The sequence below is a fragment of the Allobosea lupini genome (assembly GCF_900109525.1).
Classification (GTDB): domain Bacteria; phylum Pseudomonadota; class Alphaproteobacteria; order Rhizobiales; family Beijerinckiaceae; genus Allobosea; species Allobosea lupini.
Map to the genome: position 1 here is coordinate 1 of NZ_FOAN01000011.1, position 20,402 is coordinate 20,402.

22 protein-coding genes, 1 tRNA gene and 1 rRNA gene are annotated in these 20,402 nt (G+C 66.7%); 8 read left to right on the forward strand and 16 right to left on the reverse strand.

The annotated features are described in order from the left end of the window. Window positions 1-57: 57 nt before the first annotated feature. Both rrf and BMZ21_RS25315 read left to right on the forward strand, forming a co-directional pair. A 5S ribosomal RNA gene (gene rrf, locus BMZ21_RS25310) occupies window positions 58-172 on the forward strand. A 95-nt stretch (window positions 173-267) separates the two neighbouring features. After that, window positions 268-344 (forward strand) — tRNA-Met (locus BMZ21_RS25315). Window positions 345-470: 126 nt separating this feature from the next. Here BMZ21_RS25315 and BMZ21_RS25320 read toward each other — a convergent pair. After that, window positions 471-878, reverse strand: a complete 408-nt coding sequence (locus BMZ21_RS25320) for a helix-turn-helix domain-containing protein (RefSeq protein WP_091841371.1) — start codon at window positions 876-878, stop codon at window positions 471-473. 217 nt (window positions 879-1,095) lie between these two features. On the opposite strand from BMZ21_RS25320, the gene BMZ21_RS25325 reads away from it, so the two are divergent. Continuing rightward, window positions 1,096-1,902, forward strand: coding sequence for a DUF72 domain-containing protein (locus BMZ21_RS25325; RefSeq protein WP_091841373.1), 807 nt, complete (start codon window positions 1,096-1,098; stop codon window positions 1,900-1,902). A 3-nt stretch (window positions 1,903-1,905) separates the two neighbouring features. Here the strand turns inward: BMZ21_RS25325 and BMZ21_RS25330 are convergent, their stop codons facing one another. The 6 genes from BMZ21_RS25330 to htpX form a co-directional block, all read right to left on the reverse strand. Further along, window positions 1,906-2,391: a YbaK/EbsC family protein gene (locus tag BMZ21_RS25330; RefSeq protein WP_091841374.1), complete on the reverse strand. Its 486-nt coding sequence runs from the start codon at window positions 2,389-2,391 to the stop codon at window positions 1,906-1,908. Next, window positions 2,388-2,666 carry a hypothetical protein gene (locus BMZ21_RS25335; RefSeq protein ID WP_091841377.1) on the reverse strand — a complete coding sequence of 93 codons (279 nt, stop codon included), beginning with the start codon at window positions 2,664-2,666 and terminating at the stop codon, window positions 2,388-2,390. The genes BMZ21_RS25330 and BMZ21_RS25335 overlap by 4 nt, the downstream gene beginning before the upstream one ends. 21 nt (window positions 2,667-2,687) lie before the next feature. Continuing rightward, window positions 2,688-4,280 (reverse strand): bifunctional phosphoribosylaminoimidazolecarboxamide formyltransferase/IMP cyclohydrolase, encoded by a 1,593-nt coding sequence (gene purH, locus BMZ21_RS25340; RefSeq protein WP_091841380.1) that lies wholly within the window; start codon window positions 4,278-4,280, stop codon window positions 2,688-2,690. A gap of 114 nt (window positions 4,281-4,394) precedes the next feature. Continuing rightward, entirely contained in the window at window positions 4,395-6,137 is a 1,743-nt protein-coding gene (locus BMZ21_RS25345; RefSeq protein WP_091841383.1) for a heparinase II/III family protein, read from the reverse strand. Window positions 6,138-6,195: 58 nt separating this feature from the next. After that, complete coding sequence (locus tag BMZ21_RS25350; RefSeq protein WP_091841386.1) at window positions 6,196-7,530, reverse strand: RsmB/NOP family class I SAM-dependent RNA methyltransferase; 1,335 nt, start codon at window positions 7,528-7,530, stop codon at window positions 6,196-6,198. Window position 7,531: 1 nt separating this feature from the next. Then, window positions 7,532-8,452, reverse strand: coding sequence for a zinc metalloprotease HtpX (htpX, locus tag BMZ21_RS25355; protein WP_091841762.1), 921 nt, complete (start codon window positions 8,450-8,452; stop codon window positions 7,532-7,534). Window positions 8,453-8,558: 106 nt separating this feature from the next. On the opposite strand from htpX, the gene BMZ21_RS25360 reads away from it, so the two are divergent. Then, entirely contained in the window at window positions 8,559-8,783 is a 225-nt protein-coding gene (locus tag BMZ21_RS25360) for a DUF1674 domain-containing protein (protein WP_425285473.1), read from the forward strand. A gap of 105 nt (window positions 8,784-8,888) precedes the next feature. Here BMZ21_RS25360 and BMZ21_RS25365 read toward each other — a convergent pair whose 3' ends face one another. Beyond that, window positions 8,889-10,403 carry a globin-coupled sensor protein gene (locus BMZ21_RS25365; protein WP_091841389.1) on the reverse strand — a complete coding sequence of 505 codons (1,515 nt, stop codon included), beginning with the start codon at window positions 10,401-10,403 and terminating at the stop codon, window positions 8,889-8,891. A 237-nt stretch (window positions 10,404-10,640) separates the two neighbouring features. Here BMZ21_RS25365 and BMZ21_RS25370 point away from each other — a divergent pair, with 237 nt between their 5' ends. Further along, entirely contained in the window at window positions 10,641-11,942 is a 1,302-nt protein-coding gene (locus BMZ21_RS25370; protein WP_091841392.1) for a class I SAM-dependent methyltransferase, read from the forward strand. Between the two features lie 6 nt (window positions 11,943-11,948). On the opposite strand, the gene BMZ21_RS25375 is transcribed toward BMZ21_RS25370, so the two are convergent. From BMZ21_RS25375 to BMZ21_RS25380, 3 genes are all read right to left on the reverse strand, one after another. Then, on the reverse strand, window positions 11,949-12,152 hold the full coding sequence (locus tag BMZ21_RS25375; RefSeq protein WP_091841394.1) for a hypothetical protein: 204 nt from the start codon (window positions 12,150-12,152) through the stop codon (window positions 11,949-11,951). Between the two features lie 7 nt (window positions 12,153-12,159). Beyond that, entirely contained in the window at window positions 12,160-12,291 is a 132-nt protein-coding gene (locus BMZ21_RS31030; RefSeq protein ID WP_280141492.1) for a hypothetical protein, read from the reverse strand. A gap of 126 nt (window positions 12,292-12,417) precedes the next feature. After that, window positions 12,418-12,735, reverse strand: coding sequence for a DUF2853 family protein (locus tag BMZ21_RS25380; RefSeq protein ID WP_091841397.1), 318 nt, complete (start codon window positions 12,733-12,735; stop codon window positions 12,418-12,420). A 236-nt stretch (window positions 12,736-12,971) separates the two neighbouring features. Between BMZ21_RS25380 and BMZ21_RS25385 the strand changes: the two genes are divergently transcribed. After that, on the forward strand, window positions 12,972-13,919 hold the full coding sequence (locus tag BMZ21_RS25385) for a 2-hydroxyacid dehydrogenase (RefSeq protein WP_091841398.1): 948 nt from the start codon (window positions 12,972-12,974) through the stop codon (window positions 13,917-13,919). 131 nt (window positions 13,920-14,050) lie between these two features. Here the strand turns inward: BMZ21_RS25385 and BMZ21_RS25390 are convergent, their stop codons facing one another. The 4 genes from BMZ21_RS25390 to BMZ21_RS25405 all read right to left on the reverse strand — a co-directional run bounded on the left by BMZ21_RS25390 (window position 14,051) and on the right by BMZ21_RS25405 (window position 16,717). Further along, the gene (locus tag BMZ21_RS25390) at window positions 14,051-14,578 is read right to left on the reverse strand and encodes a L,D-transpeptidase (RefSeq protein WP_091841401.1); all 528 of its coding nucleotides are present in this window, start codon (window positions 14,576-14,578) and stop codon (window positions 14,051-14,053) included. Window positions 14,579-14,726: 148 nt separating this feature from the next. Continuing rightward, complete coding sequence (locus BMZ21_RS25395) at window positions 14,727-15,173, reverse strand: NfeD family protein (protein ID WP_091841404.1); 447 nt, start codon at window positions 15,171-15,173, stop codon at window positions 14,727-14,729. A gap of 1 nt (window position 15,174) precedes the next feature. Next, entirely contained in the window at window positions 15,175-16,152 is a 978-nt protein-coding gene (locus BMZ21_RS25400; RefSeq protein ID WP_091841406.1) for an SPFH domain-containing protein, read from the reverse strand. A gap of 1 nt (window position 16,153) precedes the next feature. Further along, the gene (locus tag BMZ21_RS25405; protein WP_091841767.1) at window positions 16,154-16,717 is read right to left on the reverse strand and encodes a MarR family winged helix-turn-helix transcriptional regulator; all 564 of its coding nucleotides are present in this window, start codon (window positions 16,715-16,717) and stop codon (window positions 16,154-16,156) included. 54 nt (window positions 16,718-16,771) lie between these two features. Between BMZ21_RS25405 and BMZ21_RS25410 the strand changes: the two genes are divergently transcribed. After that, window positions 16,772-17,671: an alpha/beta fold hydrolase gene (locus tag BMZ21_RS25410; RefSeq protein ID WP_091841409.1), complete on the forward strand. Its 900-nt coding sequence runs from the start codon at window positions 16,772-16,774 to the stop codon at window positions 17,669-17,671. 9 nt (window positions 17,672-17,680) lie between these two features. Here the strand turns inward: BMZ21_RS25410 and hemH are convergent, their stop codons facing one another. Beyond that, complete coding sequence (hemH, locus tag BMZ21_RS25415; protein ID WP_091841412.1) at window positions 17,681-18,718, reverse strand: ferrochelatase; 1,038 nt, start codon at window positions 18,716-18,718, stop codon at window positions 17,681-17,683. Between the two features lie 153 nt (window positions 18,719-18,871). Here hemH and BMZ21_RS25420 point away from each other — a divergent pair, with 153 nt between their 5' ends. Beyond that, entirely contained in the window at window positions 18,872-20,392 is a 1,521-nt protein-coding gene (locus BMZ21_RS25420; RefSeq protein WP_091841414.1) for a bifunctional metallophosphatase/5'-nucleotidase, read from the forward strand. Window positions 20,393-20,402 lie beyond the last annotated feature (10 nt).

The following is a 20,402-nucleotide window of genomic DNA, read 5'->3' on the forward strand; positions in this document are numbered from 1 at the left end:
CACCAACACAAAACGCGACAACACAAAAGACCATATGCTTGCCATATCCTTCGCCGGCCCGGTGGCTTGAGCGAGGAGCCAGAACCCGATCCCATCCCGAACTCGGCCGTTAAACTCCTCAGCGCTGATGGTACTGTGTCTCAAGACCCGGGAGAGTAGGTCGTTGCCGGGCCTGTCAAGGATATCCCTCATCACATGACGTGACAGCGCGCGGCGCCAGGTGCCCAAAAGCACCCAGCGCCGCGTTGCCGTTTAAAAAAACCTTACCGCGGGGTGGAGCAGCCCGGTAGCTCGTCAGGCTCATAACCTGAAGGTCGTCAGTTCAAATCTGGCCCCCGCAACCAAATCTACCAAAAACCCCGTCGCAAATCCGACGGGGTTTTCGTCGTTCTGGGGAAGCAACGGAGACACGGAAGGCGGTCGCTCGCGGCTCTTTTGCCGTGCGAGGAGACCGCGATTCTCGCGGCAATCTAGGTTTCCTGGCCATCGAGTTCGGCGAAAAATTCGGTGAGACAGACCAGAGTGCTCAGTGTGCCCTGATCCGTGATCTTCTCCGTCGCCTTGTTCACTCTCAAACGCGACGCAGCCGCCGGTTCAGTTCGATAGCGCCTCTGCTCGACATCCGAGAGGCCCACCGACGCGACCAATGCAGCCATCCCTCTGCCAAGCTCTCGCGGCGATGTGCCAAGAAGGCTCGAGAACTGCATCAGGAGTTGCGAACTGGCATGGCTCAGGCCGCGCTCGTAGCCGACATACTGCTCCTCGCTGATATGTAGGGCCTTTGCGACCTCGGCCCGCTTCAATCGCGAGGCAAGCCGAAGACGCCGCATTCGATCGCCAACGATACGCTTGAATTCCGCCCGCCAGTCGCGATCCATCGGCGTCCCTCGATCTTGCTCCTTCAGCGTGCATCTATGCCCATGATGCAGTCAATAGCTGCAATCAGAGAGGTCCTGCCACGAATCGAACGGGCAGGGTCGCCATTGGGTTTACGCTCGCTGCAGGGCGAGCATCATCATGCTGCCGCCTATCGACAGGGGCAGCTGCGTACTACTCTTCGCTTCAGAGCGAACGACACGGTCGAGGATGCGAACCATGGCCCCCAAAACAGCCGGACAGATCCATATCGGCATTGGCGGCTGGGTGTTCGAACCCTGGCGTGGGACCTTCTATCCGGAGAATCTCTCGCAGAAGCGCGAGCTCGAATATGCCGCGAGCAAGCTGACCTCGATCGAGGTCAACGGCACCTATTACGGTTCGCAGAAGCCGGAGAGCTTCGCCAAATGGCGGGCGGAGACGCCCGATGGCTTCGTCTTCGCGCTGAAGGGCTCGCGCTTCTGCACCAATCGCCGGGTTCTGGCCGAAGCCGGGCCGTCCGTCGAGAAGTTCGTGACCTCCGGACTCAGCGAGCTCAAGGAGAAGCTCGGCCCGATCAACTGGCAGTTCATGGCGACCAAGGCCTTCGACCCCGTCGATTTCGAGGCCTTTCTGAAGCTGCTGCCGAAGGAGGTCGATGGCATCAGGCTGCGCCATGCCGTCGAGGTGCGCCATCCCAGTTTCCGCTCGCCCGATTTCGTCGCGCTACTACGGGAACACGGCGTCGCGGCGATCATTTCGGGCGATTCCGATTTCCCCCAGATTGCCGATGTGACGGCGCCTTTCGTCTATGCGCGGATCATGGGGACCAGCGAGGCGGAGGCGCAGGGCTATCCGGCGAAAGAGCTCGACGCCTGGGCCGGCCGGGCCACGGACTGGGCCAAGGGTGGCGCGCCGGATGATCTGGAACTGGTCGCGCCGGCGGCGGAGACGGCGCCACGCGACGTGTTTCTCTATGTCATCAGCGGCGACAAGGTCCGCAATCCCGCCGCGGCGATGGCGCTGATCGAGCGCGTGCGCGGCTGAGGCCTACTCCGCGGCGTGCTGGGCCGCCGGCTCCTGGCAGACATCGACCCATTCTGCGCCGGTGAGCGCTGCCATCCGCTCGGGAGCGATGCGGACCATGCTGCGAGTCGAGCCGGCGGCCGGCAAGACGATGTCAAACGCCTTAAGCGAGACGTCGCAATAGATCGGTAGTGGCTCCGCCAGGCCGAACGGGCAGACGCCGCCGACCGGATGACCGGTGATGTCGGAGACTTCCTCTGCCGCGAGCATGCGCGGCTTGAAGCCGAACGCGGTCTTGGCTTTCCGGTTGTCGAGCCGGGCGTCGCCGCGAGCGACGAGCAGGACGACGCGCTCACCCAAGCGCAGTGACAGCGTCTTGGCGATACGGGCCGGCTCGACGCCGAAGGCTTCGGCAGCGAGCTGAACGGTCGCGCTGCTGCCCTCGGTGAGCTCGACTTCGATATCGGGAGCATGCTGCGCAAAAAAGGCGCGGACGGATTCAAGGCTCACGCGACTTTCCTTCCAAATCGCCACCAGATCAGGGAAGCTACCAAGGCCGGCACGCCGAAGACGACGAGCAGGATCGGCGCTTCCTGCAGGAAGCTGTAGCCGGCCCGGGTGATGCCGACGATCAGATTGATCACCGAGACGGCGAACCAGAGCGGGATGAACAGCTTCATCGCGAAGACGATCGGATGCCGCCCGCCCGTGTTCAGCCGCGGCGCGATCAGGAGCAGGACGCCGAGCAAAGCGAAGCCGGCGGCGATGACCTTGACGGTGTGCATGCCGACTTCCCCTCGCGGTCTTCAGTGCCGGAAATGGCGATGGCCGGTGAAGACCATGGCGAGGCCGGCCTCGTCGGCCGCCTTGATCACCTCGTCGTCGCGCATCGAGCCGCCGGGCTGGATCACCGCGGTGGCGCCGGCCTCCGCCGCGGCCAGCAGGCCGTCGGCGAAGGGGAAGAAGGCGTCGGAGGCGACGACGGCGCCCTTGGCCAGGCTCTCGGGCGCGCCCGCCGCCTTGGCGGCTTCGCCGGCCTTCCAGGCGGCGATGCGCGAGGAATCGACGCGGCTCATCTGGCCGGCGCCGACGCCGACCGTGGCCAGGCCCTTGGCATAGACGATCGCATTCGACTTGACGTGCTTGGCGACGCGGAAGGCGAAGCGCAGATCGGCGAGCTCGGCCTCGCTCGGCTGGCGCTTGGTCATGACCTTCAGCTCCATGTCGTCGACCACGGCATTGTCGCGTGCCTGGGCGAGGAAGCCGCCGGCGACGGTCCGCAGGGAAAGACCCGCCTTGCGGACATCCGGCAGGCCGCCGGTCAGGAGCAGGCGCAGGTTCTTCTTGGCGGCGACGAGCGCGATCGCCTCCTCGTCGGCGTCGGGGGCGATGATGACCTCGGTGAAGATCTCGACGATCTTCTTCGCAGCTTCAACGTCGAGCTTGCGGTTCAGCGCGACGATGCCGCCAAAGGCCGAGACGGGATCGCAGGCGAGGGCCCGCTCATAGGCTTCGAGCAGCGAGCCGCCCTCGGCGACGCCGCAGGGATTGGCGTGCTTGACGATGACGCAGGCGGCGGTGCGGTCGGGGTCGAACTCGGCGACACATTCGAAGGCGGCGTCGGTGTCGTTGATGTTGTTGTAGGAGAGCTGCTTGCCCTGGACCTGACGGGCGGTGGCGACGCCCGGACGCTGCTCGGGCGTACGATAGAACGCGGCCCATTGATGCGGGTTCTCGCCATAGCGCATCGTCTCGGCGAGGCTGCCGCCCAGCGCCCGGAAGGCCGGCGAGGTGTCGCCGAGCTCATTGGCGAACCAGTTCGAGATCGCGGCGTCATACGCGGCGGTGCGCGAATAGGCCTTCTGCGCCAGCTTGCGGCGCAAGGTCAGCGTGGTCGCGCCCTTGTGCGTCTCGAGGTCGGCCAGCACGGCCGCATAATCGGAGGCCTCGACCACTACGGCGACGTCGTTGTGGTTCTTGGCGGCTGCGCGGATCATGGCGGGGCCGCCGATATCGATGTTCTCGATGCAGTCGTCATACGGCTTGCCCGCGGCAACCGTCGCCTCGAACGGATAGAGATTGACGACGAGCAGGTCGATCGGCGCGATGCCGTGACCGATCATCGAGGCCTGATGCTCCGGATGCGAGCGGATGGCCAGCAGGCCGCCATGGACCTTGGGATGCAGCGTCTTGACGCGCCCGTCCATCATCTCGGGGAAACCGGTCAGATCCGAGACGTCGGTGACGGCAAGGCCGGCCTCGGCGATCGCCTTGGCAGTGCCGCCGGTCGAAACCAGGGCAATGCCCAGGCGCGAGAGGGCGCGGGCGAAATCGATCAGCCCGGTCTTGTCGGAAACGGAAAGCAGCGCGCGTTCGACGCGGCGGAGTTCGTTCGGCATGGGAAGATCAGGTCCGGGTTGATGAGCGCGAGGCGCGGAATACTCGCGCGCGCCCTATCACGCCCGGGCTTTGCTGCAAAGCACAAGACGCCGCAGCCTTGCCTTGCGGCGAGGTCAGAGCGGCAGGTCAGGCTCGGCTTCGGCCTGTTCCTGCCGTGCCTCTTCGGCTTTGGTCCTGCGCTGCGCCGGCGTGCCGAGACGGGCGAAGCGCCAGATGAGCTGCGGCGTCGCCACGGCGTCGAACTCGACGACGAGCTGCGTGGTCTTGTGGCGGCCATCGGCGGCAGCGAAGAAGATGCTTTCTTCCAGCGCGACCCTGAGGCCGGAGGCCTCGAAGGCCCAGATTTCGCCGGAAGGCAGCGCGAGCAACGCGCCCTCGCCGTCGCGGATCAGGCTAGGCTTGACGTTGGGGTGCAGATGGAAGCGCGCGGCAGCCGGCAGGCTCGCCAGCGCGGTGGGCGGGCTCAAGCCGTCCTCGCCGACGAGTTCGCTGCCATTGCGGGACAGCAGCAGGCGGCGGGTGTGGACGGTGCCGAAGGCGCGCCGATAGCCATCATGGCTGCCGACCCATTCATGCCCATCCTCGCCGTCCTGGCGGGCGACGCGGACATCGGCCGGGCCGGCGATAATCCGCCGCTCGCCAAGCACCAGGCCGAAGACGGCGCTGGAGCGGTCGTTCAGCGTCACGGTCGAATGGGCGGCGGTGGCGCGGGCGGCGAGTTTGAGCTCGGGCGTGCCGAAGCGGCTGCCGCCGCAATTCACCACGATGCGCTGCGAGCCCGTCGACAATTCGAAGGAGAGGCAGCCGGCATGGGCCTCGATCGAGTTGGCACCGCGTGGGGGCGGCCCGGCCTCGACCACGACGATGCTGGTGCCGGCGCTGAGCCGGTCATAGCCGGAATAGGCGGCGTGCTCGATCGGCCGGGCGCGGACGTCGTCATAGGCGGCGAGCGTCGCCATCAGATCAGGCGGCGTCGCGTTCATGCCATTGAACAGAGCAAGCGCGCCATCGCCATGCCGGAACAGCTTGAGATGCGGCATCATCCGGTCGATCCCCATGATGACGGCGCGGGGCGGTTCGAGCCCGCGCGCGGTGAAGGTCTCGCGCAGCGGCAGGAGATCGAGCAGGAGGTCGATGAGGATGCGGGGATTGCGGCTGAGATGGCCGCCATCCGGCAGGATCTGCTGTTCCAGTTCGTCGGAGAGCGCGATCTCGTAGCGACGCAGGCGCCGCTCCTGGCCGTCGAGGCAGATAGCGGCGAAGCAGATCGCGATCAGGCATTGCAGCCGCGGCGCGCCTTCGACGGCGCCGGCGAGCGCCAGCTGGAGGCGCTCTGCCGTTTGCGCGACATGGCGGATGAAGCGCTCGTAGAAGGCGTGGTCGGCGCCTTCGAGCAGGAGCGGCGAATGCGACAGGAAGGACATCAGCCGGCGGGCGATCACAGCCGGGCGGCGGGCGACCTCGTCGCGATCATGCCGGCGGGCGATGAACTCGTCGACGAGGGCACGGGCGTTGGCGCGGGCGATCGCGGTGTCGGCGGCCCGTAAGTGACGCAGCCAGACGAAGCCGCTCAGCGCCTCGGACCAGGCTTCGCTTGGGGCTGCGACCAGGAAAGGCGATTCGCCATGGCAGTTCACGGTGCGGCCGGCGAGCGCGAAGTAGCCGGCATAGATCTCGCTCGCCGTGGTCGGGTCGGCGGTGCGCAGGTCGTGCGGGGCGAAGAGCAGGCGGCTGGCGCGCAGGCGGCCGAACGGCCAGAGCGCGCGCTTGGCGCCGACGACCTGGCCGCGCGTGCGCCGCGCCGCCCTGCCGATGGCTGCCCGTGCCAGGCCTCCGCGCTCCGACCAGCCGTTCAATGAAATCTGCTGCCTCGCCGTCCCGCCGCCTCCCTGCGAAGGCGAATCCCCGATCGAGTCATGATCTTATCAGGCGACACGCGTAAAATCCCGCCCATCCTGAAAGGCGTGGCGTTTCGCCGGCAAGCTGGTGCGGCAGCGTGCGCAATTCGCCCAGCGCCGTCAGCGCTTCGGCCTGGCCGCCGATTTCCTCGGGCTTGATCGGATCGCGGGCAAAGCCGTCGTTTCGCGCCAGGAATGTCTCGATCTGCGCCTCGCCTTCCGTGCGTTCCAATGAGCAGGTGCAGTAGATCAGGCGCCCGCCCGGCTTGGTGAGCCGCGCTGCCTGGTCGAGCAGGCGCGCCTGCAAGGCGGCGAGCTTGGCGACATCCTCGGGCTGCTTGGCCCAGGCGACGTCGGGATGACGGCGGATCGTGCCGGTCGCGCTGCAGGGTGCGTCGAGCAGGACGCCGTCGAAGGGCTCGGCCTCGAAGGTCGCGACATCGGCGGTGACGACCTCGGCGCTGAGCCCAAGGCGGTCGAGATTGGCCTTGAGCCGGCGCAGGCGCGGGCCGGAGCGATCGACGGCAACGACTTCTGCGCCCGATTGTGCGAGCTGCACGGTCTTGCCGCCGGGCGCGGCGCAGAGATCGGCGATGCGCTCGCCTGGCTGGACATTAAGGAGCCGGGCGGGAAGAGCGGCGGCGGCATCCTGCACCCACCATTCGCCCTCAGTGAAGCCTGGCAGGCCGGTGACCGTCTCGCGCCCGCGCAGGCGCACCGAGCCGGTCGGCAGGACGATGCCGTCGAGCCTGGCGGCCCAGCCGGCCGGATCGGATTTGACGGTCAGATCGAGCGGCGGCTCCTCGGCATGGGCCGCGGCGATCGCCTTGGCGATGTCGGGGCCGTAGGTCTGCGTCCAGCTCTCGCGCAGCCAGTCGGGCGTATCGGTCAGCGGATCGAGCTCGGCGAGGATTGCTTCGCGCTCGCGCGCCAGCCGCCGCAGCACGGCATTGCCGAGCGAGGCGTAGCGAGAGGAGCGGGCGTCCTCGTGCAGTTGACGGATGGCGAGGTCGACCGCCGCATGGTCGGGCACGTCGAGGAAAAGCAACTGCGCGGCAGCGGCGACCATGATCGGCTCGAACGGGCCGGATTTGCGCGGGCTGCCGCGTTCGAGGCGGGCGCCGACCACCTGGCGGATCGTGCCGAGACGGCGGAAGGCGACTGTCGCGATCGCGCGCGCCAACCCGGCATCGGCGGGCTCCAGCCCTGCCGCCTGCGCCATCCGCTCGAAGGTTTCATCGAGCGCGGTGCCGGCGCGCAGCACCTCGTCGATCAGCGTTGTGGCAAGGCGGCGCGCAGCGAGGCCGGGGGCGTCGTCAGCCGGCGCGCGGTTTTCGTGAGGAGCTGCCATCTCAGCCCCAGGGCCCGGGCTCGCGGCCGCCGGCGAAGGGGTTCCGGCTCGCGCCACTCGTGAAGCCGCCACGGCTCGCGCCGACACCCATGGCGCGCGCCTGCTCCATCAGTGCGGCGATACGGTTGCCGGTGTCGGGGTGGGTCGAGAACAATGAATCCATGCCGCGGCCTGAGAGCGGGTTGATGATGAACATGTGCGCCGTAGCAGGCTTCGCCTCGGCCGTCTCGTTCGGGATGTGGGCAACGCCGCCGGCGATCTTGGCCAGCGCGTCGGCGAGCGCCACGGGATTGCCGCAGATCTCGCCGCCGATCCGGTCGGCTTCGTATTCGCGCGAGCGCGAGATCGCCATCTGGACGATGGTCGCCGCCAGCGGGGCGAGGATCATCAGCGCGATCTGGACGATGGCGTTGGGGCGATTGTCGCGCGAGCCGAAGAACATGCCGAAGGAGGCAAGGGACGAGATCGCGCCGGCCATCGTGGCGCTGATCGTCATGGTCAGCGTGTCGTGGTTCTTGATGTGGGCAAGCTCGTGCGCCATCACGCCCGCGAGCTCGTCATAGCTCAGCGTGCGGATGATACCGGTGGTCGCGGCGACTGCGGCGTTCTGCGGATTGCGGCCGGTGGCGAAGGCGTTCGGCTGGTCTTCCTGGATGATGTAGACGCGCGGCATCGGCATGTTGGCGCGCTGGGCGAGGTCGCGGACCATGCCGTAAAGTTCGGGCGCGCTACGCTCATCGACCTGCTGGGCGTTGTAGGCGGACAGCGCCAGCTTGTCCGAGTTCCAATAGCTGAACAGGTTGGTCGCGACCGCGATGCCGAGCGCGATCAGCATGCCGCCGGCGCCGGCGAGCAGATAGCCGACCACGCCGAACAGCGCGGTGAGCGCCGCCATCAGCATGCCGGTGCGGACATAGTTCATGCAGAAGCCCCTTCTTGCGTCGTCGTCCGGCATTGGACAGGCTCGCCGGAATGCGGTTTCGTCCCTATGTGGTGGGCGCGATGCCGATCCTGCAAGAGAATGACCGATGATGAGCGCGCAGACGAAAACGGATGAGGTCGAGACCAACGCTCCCGCGAAGGTATTGTCGCCGGCGGCGCAGCGGGCTCTCTCGGAGGCGCAGGCGCGCCGTGCCGCGATCGATGCGAGGGCGGCCGAGCTCGGCCAGCAGAAGGAAGTCGACGGCCGCGGCGGGCTCGAGCCGGTCCGCTATGACGACTGGGAAGTGAAGGGCATCGCCAGCGATTTCTGACGTGCTCGGGAGAGACATATTTCGTGAGTCATCCCGGATCTTCGCTTCGCTCAGTCCAGGATGACCAGGTAGCGTTGAACGCCGAACCTTCCGCGTGAAGGCGGATCAGGCTGCCCGCGCTCGCCGCGCTGGCGCGGTCGTGTCCTGACCTTCCGTGGTGCGGAAGGTGCTGACGAGGCGGTTCAGGCGTTCGATCTGATCGAGCAAGGCACGCGCCGACGCCGCGCTCTCCTCGGCCAAAGCGGCGTTGCTCTGGGTCATCTCGTCCATATGGCTGACGGTGCGCGCCATCTCGTCGATGCCGTTGGCCTGTTCTCCGGCGGCGGCGGCGATCTCGTTGACCGTGGCCGAGACCTGCATCGAGGCCTCCACGATCTTCTCCAGAGTCTCGCCGGCCTGCCGGACCAGGCGCACGCCCTCGACGACCTCGGTGTCGGAGGAGCCGATCAGGCCGGTGATGTCCTTGGCGGCCTCGGCCGAGCGTTGGGCGAGGGCACGCACCTCGGCGGCGACGACGGCAAAGCCACGTCCGGCATCGCCGGCGCGCGCAGCCTCGACCGCGGCGTTGAGCGCGAGCAGATTGGTCTGGAAGGCGATGCCGTCGATCACGCTGGTGATCTCGGAGATCTTCTTGGAGGCGCCCTCGATCCGCGCCATCGCCTCGATCGCGTCCTTGACGATCTCGCCGCCGGTGCGGGCCACGGCCGAAGCGTTGTCGGCGAGCGTCACCGATTGCCGCGACGACTGCGCCGAGCTCTTGACCGAGGCGGTGAGCTCTTCGGTGGTCGCCGCGGTCTGCTGCAAGGCGGAGGCCTGCTGCTCGGTGCGCGAGGACAGGTCGTTGGCACCGCTGTTGATCTCCTGCGAGGAGGCGGCGATGGCAGAGGAACTCGTCTTGATGCTCGCGACCATCTCGCCGAGCTTGGCCATGGCGTCGTTGAAATGGTCGCGGATGCTGGCGTATTCGGCCGGCATGTCGTCGGCCATGCGATGAGTCAGGTCGCCGCGAGCGAGCGCCGCCATGCCGTTGCCGACATAGCCGATCGCCTTGTCGCGCTCCTTCGCCTTGGCTTCCTCGACGGCACGGGCCTCGGCCTCGATCTTCAGCCGGGCGGCCTCGGAGGCTTCGAGATACACCGAGATGGCATAGTCCATGTCGAGCAGGGCCGCCTTGACGATGGCGCCGATCTCGGCGCCGCGCTCGGCCGCGCCGGGGAGCTGGCCGCCGAAACGGCTCTTCGGCCAGCGCTCATCCAGCACCTTGGCGAGCAGGTTCTCGAGCAGCAGGGCGTAACCGCCGATATACCAGCGCGGCTCCAGCCCGATCTTGGCGTGGATCTCGCCGACAGTCGTGACCGCGCGGACATAGTCCTGGTCGAACTGGCCCTTGGCTATGCGGTTCCAGTGCGAGATCTGGCGGTTCTTCGCGCCCTCCATATGGGCGGCATTGCTGAAGAAGGCCTTGGTCTCGGGGAACGCGGAAACCTGGGTGTAGAAGGCATCGAGCGCGCCGGGCAGGGCGCCGAGGATGCTCTTTTCCATCCCGGCGATGCGCCCGCGCGCCTCGCGGTCAAGCTGCATGAAGTCCAGCCGCCTGTCGAGCTGATCCCCTGACGACATGATGTGATCCCCCAACCACGATGCGCGGCGCCCTTTGGCCACTCTGGAATCAGAGCAAAGTATGGTTAAGAAATGAAGAATAGTTGCTTAGCTGGTTCCTTGCACCTTTTGCGTGTTGTGCCGTTTCGACAAGCCGCCGCTGATTGCAGAAGGGCAAAGCTGTTCTGACGGCGCGAATTCCGGTCGGGCAAAAACCGCGCTAAGAGGGCGGCGCATATCTGTCGGAACAGGCAAGGCATGAGCGGCGACGGCAAGAGAATCGAGGCGCTGCGGCGGCTCCTGACCGAGGCGTACCAGAAGCTGGGGCTGAAGCTCGGTTTCTCGCTCTGGGATGGCTCTCGCGTGCCGGCTGACTGGCCTGCGGATGGGCTGATGATCGCGATCCGCGATGCCGGCGTCGTCGCGGCGCTGCTGCGCAAGCCGAAGCTCGATACTTTGCTGCATCTGCACGTCTCCGACCGGATCGCGATCGAGAACGGCACGATCTTCGATCTCGCCGCGGCAAGGCCCGACGGCAAGGTCGGCCGGCTGGCACGCGGCATCTCCAAGATGGCGGCGTTCGACGTCGTCAGGCACTTCCTGTTCGCGCCGGGCCAGGCGCCGCAGGCGGTTCAGCACATCAAGGGCGACGAGATCGCCCGTGACGGCAAGCCGGCGACCAACAAGGCCAATATCGCTCATCATTACGACGTCTCGAACGCATTCTACCGGCTCTTTCTCGACGAGCGCATGGTCTACACCTGCGCCTATTTCACCGAGGATCATGACGATCTCGAGCGGGCGCAGACCGACAAGCTCGAGATGATCTGCCGCAAGCTGCGCCTGAAGCCGGGCGACAAGCTGCTCGACATCGGCTGCGGCTGGGGTGCGCTGGTCTGTTATGCCGCCCAGCACTATGGCGTCGAGGCGCATGGCGTGACGCTGGCCGAGGAGCAGCTCAAGCTGGCGCGCGAAAAGGTCGAGGCGCTTGGCCTGGAGGACAAAGTCACGCTCCATCTCAAGGACTTCACCCAGATGGAGGGGGAGTTCGACAAGATCTCATCGATCGGCATGTTCGAGCATGTCGGCATCCGCAACCACCCGACCTATTTCCAGGCGGTGAACCGGCTGCTCAAGCCCCGCGGCCTGTATCTGCACCATACGATCTCACGGCGGGCCAAGAAGACGGAGAAGGCCTTCAACAAGATGCCGGCCGAATACCGGGCCCTGGTCCGCTATATCTTCCCGGGCGGCGAGCTCGATCATCTGGGCATGTCGATCGCCAATCTCGAGCGTTATGGCTTCGAGGTCCATGATGTCGAGGGCTGGCGCGAGCATTACCAGCGCACGACGCGGCTCTGGTTCGAGCGGCTGAATGCGAACAAGGCGGCAGCCGAAGCGGAAATCGGGCCGGAGCGGACGCGGATGTGGCTGATCTATCTCGCCGGCTGCTCGCTCGCCTTCGAGCGTGGCGGGGCGCTGATCAACCAGACGCTGGTCTCGAAGCGGCGCAAGGGCCCGTCCGGGCTGCCGCTGACGCGGGTCGATCTCTATCGCTGAGCGCGCTTACGACAGGCGCAGGGCGAGGGGCCGAGCGCTGAAGCTCACGGCATCGGCGCCCGCTTCGGCGCGGGCATAGTGGAGGGCGTCGTCCCGGCTGCGGAAATAGCCGCCGCCGCGGCCATGGGTCTCGACCGCGATCCAGTGACCCTCGCGGTCGCGCCCGATCTTGAAATGCGGGCGGGTGGCTGAGGCGGCGGCGGTCGGCATGGCCGCCTCAAAAGAAACCGATCGTGGCGCCGAAGGCGAGGCCTGCACCGAAGACGATCATCGAGGCGAAGGCGGCTTCGGCGACGGTGAAGAGCGTCTGGGCGTGGCCGGAGAGGACGGAGCGGGACAGCGTGAACATCGAAACCCCCAAGGGCGGAGCGTTGATGTTCCGGCCTTGCGGTGCTCTGCGCCGTTTTCGCGGGGGGCTCTGAAAATGCGAATGGCGCCCGAAGGGGCGCCATCAGGTCAGGCCAGGCTGTCAGACCTATTTCTTCACGAAGGCGTCGAGCTTGCCGTAATGTTCGGCCAGCAGATAGTAGAAGGTCAGGCGCGACTTGGTCTTGTCGGCCTTCATGTGATCGCAGGTCGCCTTGACGGTGGCGTCGAGGTCGGCACTCTTCAAGCCAAGCTTCTTCTTCAGGAAATTCTCGCGGACGCGTTCGAGTTCGGCGGGGTCGGAGCAGGCGACATAGCGGGTGTCGGGCTTGCTCATCACCAATGCATAGGCCTTGCTCATGCCGGCGAAGGCGGCCTCGTTGACAGGCTTCTTGGCGAACTTCTTGACGTCGGCGAGATGATCCATCGGGTACCCCTCTCTAGACATATCGGTTCGTAGGCGCGCTGCACGCAGCGTTAACCGCCACGGAAAACGATATCCGGCTTTTTTGTCGCAGGCGAGAGCAGGGGTTCAGGAAAATCCCGTCGATTGCCCGGTGTTTTCGTATTGCATCTGCGAGATGGCCGACCGGCGCCAGGGGTTGTTGAAGCAGGGGGCGGCAAGTGCTGCGATGCAGCAATCGCCCCGAGGACCTTTCAGCCATGAAGCCGACGATCCTGATGGCCCCGCGCATGCCGGCTCGCCTGGTGGCGCGCTTGCAGGAACGGTACGAGGTGCTCGGGCCGATGAGCCATCCCCGGCCGGCGGCATTGCCAGCCGGAGCGGAGGCAGCGCGCGCGCTCCTGACAGTCGGAACCTGGAAAACCGACGCGGCCCTGATCGAGGCCCTGCCCAATCTCGGCCTCATCGCTTGTTATGGCACGGGCAATGAAGGCGTAGAGCGGGCCGCTGCGAGGGCGCGCGGCATAATGGTCAGCAATGCCGCCGACGCCAATGCGACGAGCGTTGCCGAATTTGCGATGGGACTGATGCTGGCGAGCGCCCGGCAGATCGGAGCCGCCGAACGCTTCGCGCGGGCTGGCCGCTGGCAGGGCAACGCGATCGAGCGCATGGCGACGGTGCCGGGCCTGGCCGGTCGCAAGCTGGGCATTTTCGGGCTGGGTGCCATCGGCCAGCGCATTGCGGTGCGCGCTGCCGCCTTCGACATGACGATCGGCTATCATAACCGTTCGCCGCGGCCGGAACTGCCCTATCAGTACCACGCCAGCCTGCTCGAGCTGGCGGAGTGGGCCGATATCCTGATGGTCTCGGTCCGCGCGAGCGGCGAGACCCGGCACGCGATCGATGCGCGGATCCTGCGTGCTCTCGGTCCGGACGGTCATCTCGTGAACATATCGCGAGGCATCGCGGTCGACGAAGCCGCACTGATCGAGGCGCTGGAAAGCGGAACGATCGCGGGAGCCGCGCTCGACGTCTACGAGCACGAGCCCGCGATTCCGGATCGGCTCAAAGCGCTCGAGAACGTCGTGCTGACGCCGCATATCGCCGCGAACGCGGAATCGGCCCAGGTCGCGCAGCAGGAGCTGCTGCTCGCCAATCTGGAGGCATTCTTCGCCGGCCGACCGTTGCTGTCGCCAGTCGCACTCTAGAGCATTTTCGAGCGAAGTGGACGCCGGTTCGCGTGAAGAAAATGCGACAAGAGAAAGACTTAGAGCAATTCTGCGATTCGAAGAATTGCGGAATTGCTCTAGGTGCGAGGGACTTTGCCGCGTATCGGCTGTCAGGGCATCACGATGACGGGCGTCCCCATGCGGACCCGGGCGTAGAGATCGATGACGTCGCTGTTGTGCATGCGGAAGCAGCCATAGGAGGCGGCAGTGCCGACCGAGCGCGGGTTGTTGGTGCCGTGGATGGCGTATTGGCCTCCGGGGCCGAGGCCGATGACGCGTGCGCCCATCGGATTGTTGGAGGCGCCGCCAGGGATCACGTCGGGCAGGCGCGGATTGTCGCGCTTGACCTCGGCCGGCGGGCTCCAGGCCGGATCGACCTGGAGCTCCTCGACATATTTGACGCCGCGCCACTGCTTGCCGGCCTTGCCGACGGCGATGGTGTAGCGCAGCGCCTGGCCGGGCGCGGCGATGTAGTAGAGCTTGCGCTCGGCGGTGCGGATCAGGATCGTGCCGGGCTGGTAGCGATAATCGGGGAAGTCGACGACCTCGCGCGCCTGGGCGGGACGCACCATGAGCAGCATCAGCAGCGAAAGCGCCGCCGCGATGATGAAATCGATTGGTCCGTGCCGGCCCGCCATGGCCTCCTCCTTGCGTGTCCTGACGCTTTGGAGGCGGATTTGGACGGGCTCCCGGTGAATCGAGGGTTCAGCAGCATGGTGAACCCTCGATTCAGCATGAATCCGGGCTTAATCCCGTGTCAGGCGAATGGCCGCTGCAGGTCGGCGCTCAGGCCTTCTCGACGACGAGCGTCGCGCCATCGACCCGCACGACGCGGATCTCGGTGCCGGCGAGAAGCTCGGGGCCGGTGACGCGCCAGGAGGAATCGCCGATGCGGATGCGGCCTTCGCCGCCGGTCATCGTAGCCTCCAGCCTGAAGACCTTGCCGATCAGCTGGCGGCCGCGATCGTTCAGGCCGCTCGCGGTGTCGGGCTCGTCGCTGCGGTGGCGCGTGACGACGCGACCGATGACGACGGAGGCGACGGCGAGGCCTGCGAAGACCAGCCAGGCGCCCTGCCAGGCGAGCCCGGTCAGCCCGACGACGGCGCCGGTCAACAGTGCGGCGAGCCCGAGCCAGAGCAGGAAGACGCCGGGCGCCAGCATCTCGCCACCGACCAGGACGAGCCCGAGCACGATCCAGCCCCAGCCGCCGAAGGAGGCAAACCAGTCGAGCATGTCAGCCCTCCGTGCGGCCCGCCGCCGGGACGGAGCCGGCGCGCCGCTTCGCCGCCGCATCCTCGCCGAACACGGCCCTGGTCAGCTGGGCAATGCCGCCGACGGTGCCCGCAAGCGCTGCGGCCTCGATCGGGACGATCACCACCTTGCTGTTATGAGCGCTCGCGATCGCCTTCAGCGCCTCGGTATAGCGCTCGGCGATCAGGAAGTTGGCGGCCTGGATGTCGCCCCTGCTGATCGCCTCGCTGACCATGGCGGTCGCGGCTGCCTCGGCCTGGGCCGAGCGCTCGCGCGCCTCGGCGTCGCGGAAGGCCGCTTCCTTGCGGCCCTCGGCCGCGAGGATCTGCGATTGCTTCTGCCCTTCCGCCTTGAGGATCTCGGCCTGGCGCAGCCCCTCGGCCTCGAGCACGGCGGCGCGCTTCTCGCGCTCGGCCTTCATCTGACGGTTCATCGCGCCGGCGATATCGGCTGGCGGCAGGATGTCCCTGATCTCGATGCGGGTGACCTTGACGCCCCAGGGCGAGGCGGCGGCGTCCATCACCCGCAGCAGCCGCTCATTGATCTCGTCGCGATGCGAGAGCAGCTGGTCGAGGTCCATCGAGCCGACCACGGTGCGGATATTGGTCATCGTCAAGACCATCAGCGCCTGGCCGAGATGGGAGACCTCGTAGCAGGCCTTGGCGGCATCGAGCACCTGGTAGAAGGCGGCGGCGTCGATGCGCACGCCGGCATTGTCCTTGGTGATGGCTTCCTGCGAGGGAATGTCGAGCACCTGCTCCATCACATTCACCTTGTGGCCGATGCGCTCGATATAGGGGATGATCAGCCCGAGGCCGGCCCCCAGCGTGCGCGAATAGCGGCCGAAGCGCTCGACCGTATAATTGAAGCCCTGCGGGATGGTGCGGACCCCGAGCGCGATGGTCAGGATGACCAGCGCGACCAGTGCGACGACGACGATGTCGAAGCCAGTGGGATTCATCTCAGCTCTCCGGCGCAATCGGGGACTTCGGTTCAAGCGTGCCTTTGCGAGCATCTGATGACGGCTCGCGCGGCGGCTTGCCTTCGAGGTAGCCGACGACCCGCCACATCATCGTGCCGACGGCATTGCATTCCTCGTCGCTGAGCACGCCCATCATCGCCTCGATCCGGGCGGCGTGGATCGCCAGCGCCTTGCGCGTCAGGACCTCGCCATCCCCGGTCAGCCAGAGCCGGCGCACGCGCCGGTCGGCCTCGTCATTGCGGCGCTCGATCAGGCCGCGCCGCTCGAGCTCGGGCAGGAGCATGCTCATGGCGCTGCGGCCGACCAGAAGCTTCTCGGCAAGCTGCTGCTGGGTCAGACCGGGGGTACGGAAGACGTTGGCGAGCACATCGTAATGCGCCAGCTGGATGCCGAGCGGCGCCAGCGCCTCGGAGAAGACCTTTTTCCAGAGCTGGTGCATGCGCGCGACCGCGAGCCAGTTCTTGAAACGCGGCAGGTCCCAGGGAAGCCCCGACTTCACGGTGCTACTCGGCTCAGTTGCCGGTGCGGAAATTGGCTCTTGCATTTTGTTCATCGCTGAACATAATAGTTCAAGGCTGAACGAACAAGGTTTCCGATCATGCCCGGCACAGCGCTCCGCGTCATTCGTCCTCTCGTCCGCATCGGCAGTTTCATTGCTCCGCATACGGCCGGGCGCGCCGCCTTCAAGCTCTTCTGTACCCCGCCGCGCCCGCCCGGCCCACAGAGCCGGACCGGCAAGGCAATCATCGCCGCCCGCGGTAGGCTCGCGCTGGCGATCCGGCAGGCGGTATCCTACCCGTGCGGGACGGTCAGCACCTATCTGTTCGAACCTGAGCCCCGCTTGCAAGATGGCGATGGTCCGGCGCCGACAGTGATCCTGCTGCATGGCTGGAACAGCGAGGCGGCGTTCATGACCGCTTTCGTTCAGCCCTTGCTGGCGCAGGGCTTCCGCGTCGTCGCCTTCGACATGCCGGCGCATGGCACCTCGACCGGGGCCGAGCTCAACATCCCGCTCGGGGTCGGCGCGCTCGCCGCGGTGGCGCGTGTCTTTGCGCCAGTGCATGCGATCGTGGCGCATTCCTTCGGCGGGGCGATCGCCCTGGCGGGGTTGGCCCGCAGCGTGCCGGGCCAGCCGCGGGTCAAGTCGAATCGGCTCGCGCTGGTCGCGGCGCCATCCTCCGTCACCACGATCACCCGCAATTTCGGCGCGACGATCGGGCTTGGCCGCCGCGGCCAGGCGGCGCTGGAGCGCCGCATCCACAGCGTCGCCGGCAATCCGGTCGAGGCTTTCGAGGGCTGCGGGCAGCTGGAGGCGATCGGCCTGCCGACCCTGGTGATCCATGACCGGCAGGACCGGGAACTGGACTTCCATCATGCGCAGGCGCTGGCGGCGGCCGGGCCGTTCGTCACCTTGCAGGAGACGAGCGGGCTGGGACACCGGCGCATCCTGCAGGCCAGGCAGGTGGTGGAGAGCGTGACGCGCTTCGTGGTGGGGTAGCGTCCTAGCTCACACCCAGCCCATCAGCTCCCGGCGCACCACCGCCTCGATCACCTGCATGCCCTCCTCGGAATCGTTTAGGCAGGGCAGATAGGCGAACTCCTTGCCGCCATTGTGCAGGAAGATCTCGCGGTTCTCGCCGTCGAGCTCTTCCAGCGTCTCCAGACAATCGGCCGAGAAGCCGGGCGCGACGATGGCGAGCGACTTGGTGCCGCCCTGCGCCAGCGCCTTCACGGTCTCGTCGGTATAGGGCTGCAGCCATTCGTCCGGTCCGAAGCGCGACTGGAAGGTCAGGCGGAAGCGCTCCGCGCTGAGGCCGAGCTTGTCGCGCAGCAGCCGGGCGGTGACGGCGCACTGGCAATAATAGGGGTCGCCCTTGAGCAGGTACTCCTTGGGCATGCCGTGCAGCGAGCAGAGGATCACCTCCGGCTCGAAGGAAAGCTTGCCGAGCGAGGCGCGGATCGAGGTGGCGAGCGCGTCGATATAGACCGGGTCGGCGTAGTAGGGATGGGCGACCCGCACCGTCGGCTGCCAGCGCATCTCCATCAGCGCGCGGAAGGCCTGGTCGCAGGCTGTCGCCGAGGTCGGCGCGGCATATTGCGGATAGAGCGGCACCAGCAGGATGCGGTCGCAGCCCTGCGCGAGCAGCGCCTTCAGGCGGCTCTTCACATCCGGCAGGCCGTAGCGCATCGCCCAGTCGACGGTGATGCGGCCATCGGCAGCGCCCGCCAGCCGCTCGGCGAGCTTCTCCGTCTGCGAGCGGGTGATCGTCTTGAGCGGCCCCTCGTCGCGCTCATTGTTCCAGATCGTCGCGTAGTCCTTGCCCTTGCGGCTGGGCCGCGTCGACAGGATGATCAGGTTGAGGATCGGCCACCATTTCCAGCGCGGTTCCTCGATGACGCGGCGGTCGGAGAGGAACTCCTTGAGATAGGCTCGCATCGGCTTGTAGGTGGTGCCCTCGGGCGTGCCGAGGTTCATCAGAAGCACGCCGATGCGGCCGCTTCTGATGCTGACGTGGTCGGGAGGCAAGCTCGGCTCGAGGTTCATCGCATCCGCTTTCGTTCGGCTGTGATTTAGACGAGTTACGGTTTTCGTCCAGTCGGGCCTTACGGGGTGCGACACTGCGTGAGCAGGGGTCTCGCAAGGCGGCTGGGCTCTTGCTAGTCTTCGACCAAATCAAAACCGCAGGGGTTCGCGCCGATGACCAAGATGACCCGCCGCCACGCCTTCCGCGTCCTCGGCGCTCCAGCAGCCCTTGCCGCGACCGCGCCCGTGGCGAAGGCGCAGACGCCACCGGCGAGCTTCACGCTGCTGCTCGTCAACGACATCTACAAGATGAGCGACGACAAGGGCAAAGGCGGCTTCGCCCGCGCTGCAGGCATCGCCAAGGCCGAGCGTGCGCGCGGCGTGCCCGTGCTGTTCTGCCATGCCGGCGACTGCTACTCGCCCTCGCTGATGTCGGGTTTCGACCAGGGCGCCCATATCGTCGCGATGCAGAACAAGATGGGCATCGACGTCTTCGTGCCCGGCAATCACGAATTCGATTTCGGCAAGGAGAACTATCTCAAGCTCGCTGCCGCCCAGACCTATCCGACCTTCGCGGCCAATCTGCGCGACGCGGCCGGCAACCCGCTGCCGGGCCACAAGGATTCCCAGATCTTCGAGCTCGGCGGCATCAAGGTCGGCGTCATCGGCACGACCTTCGACCCGACGCCGCAGCTCTCCAATCCCGGCGACCTGAAATTCTCCTCGACCATGGAGGCGCTGCGGCGCGAGGCGCGCAAGCTCAAGGGAGAGGGCGCCGACATCCTCGTCGCGGTGGTGCATGCCGACCGGGCGATGGACTACGAGATCGTGCGCTCGCGCGTGGTCGACATCCTGCTGACCGGCCACGACCACGACCTCGCCATCGCCTATGACGGCAAGGTGGTGATGGTCGAGTCGAATGAGGAGGGCAATTACGTCACCGCGATCGACATCGCCGCCAAGGCAAGTGGCGAGGGCGCCAATCGCAAGGTCGAGTGGACGCCGACCTTCCGCGTCAACGACAGCCGCGCCGCGACGCCCGATCCCGAGGTCGCCGCCATCGTCAAGGGCTATGAGACCGAGCTGTCGAAGGAGCTCGACATCGAGATCGCGACGCTGGGCGTCCCGCTCGATTCGCGCACCGGCGTGATCCGCACGCAGGAGACCGCGATCGGCAATCTGATCGCCGACGCGATCAGGGCCGCGACCGGCGCGCAGCTTGCCATCACCAATGCCGGCGGCATCCGGGCCAACAAGCAGTATCCTGCCGGCCACAAGCTGACGCGGCGCGACGTCCTGAGCGAACTGCCCTTCGGCAACGCGACGTCGATGGTCGAGATCACCGGCAAGGATGTGAAGGACGCGATCGAGAACGGCCTGCGCGATGCGCCGCAGGGCTCCGGCCGCTTCCCGGTGGTGTCCGGTCTCACCTTCGAGGCCGATCTCAAGCAGCCGCAGGGCTCGCGCGTCACCTCGGTGAAGGTCGACGGCAAGGAGATCGATCCGGCCGGCAAATACACCGTCGCCACCAACAACTTCATGCTGACGGGCGGTGACGGCTACACCGCGCTCGGCCGTGGCAAGACGCTGATCGGCCTGACCGACGGCAAACTGATGGCCAATGAGGTGATGGTCTATATCCGCCGCCTCGGCACGGTCGAGGCCAAGGTCGAGGGGCGGGCCGTGTTGAAATAAGCGGCTCTGC